The following is a 566-nucleotide window of genomic DNA, read 5'->3' on the forward strand; positions in this document are numbered from 1 at the left end:
CCGCGTCCTCGCCCACGCCGACCAGGCCCAGGGTGCGGCCGCGCAGCTCGTGGCCCATCACGTCCTCGCGGCTGAAGCCCCGGGCAGGGGCGCGCAGCAGGCGGTCGGATTCGTTGATGCGGCGCAGCACGGACAGCATCAGCCCGATGGCCATCTCGGCCACCGAATCCGCATTGCCGCCCGACTGGTTCATCACGGCCACGCCGGCGCGCGTGCAGGCCTCGATGTCGACGGTGTCGCAGCCCGATCCGCTGGAAGATACCGCCAGCAGATCGGGGCAGCGCGCCAGCAGATCCGCCGTGGCGAACCAGTGGCGCGGCAGCTCGTCCTTGGCGGCCGTGATCTGGTAGACCTGGGCGCCCGCCAGGGCCTGCCAGGCGGCGGCATCATCGCCCTCGCGCCGGCAGGTGACCAGCTGCACGCCAGGCGCGGCCGAGACGATGCGGTCAAAGGCCGCATCCAGCCAGTAGTCGAAACGGACAACGCGATGGTCCATCACAGCACCCCCTTGGCGGCCAGCGTGCGCGCCACCCAGGAGCGGTCGGCGCGGCCTGCGGCAATGGCGG

The 566-nt window shown here is 72.3% G+C and carries 1 pseudogene; it reads right to left on the reverse strand.

Annotated elements, in window-relative coordinates:
• A pseudogene (locus tag L995_RS24635) lies at positions 1 to 496 on the reverse strand (3-phosphoglycerate dehydrogenase); the annotation flags it as partial.
• Positions 497 to 566 lie beyond the last annotated feature (70 nt).

Origin of the sequence: Delftia sp. ZNC0008, assembly GCF_000799035.1 — a bacterium.
Classification (GTDB): Bacteria; Pseudomonadota; Gammaproteobacteria; order Burkholderiales; family Burkholderiaceae_C; genus Comamonas; species Comamonas tsuruhatensis.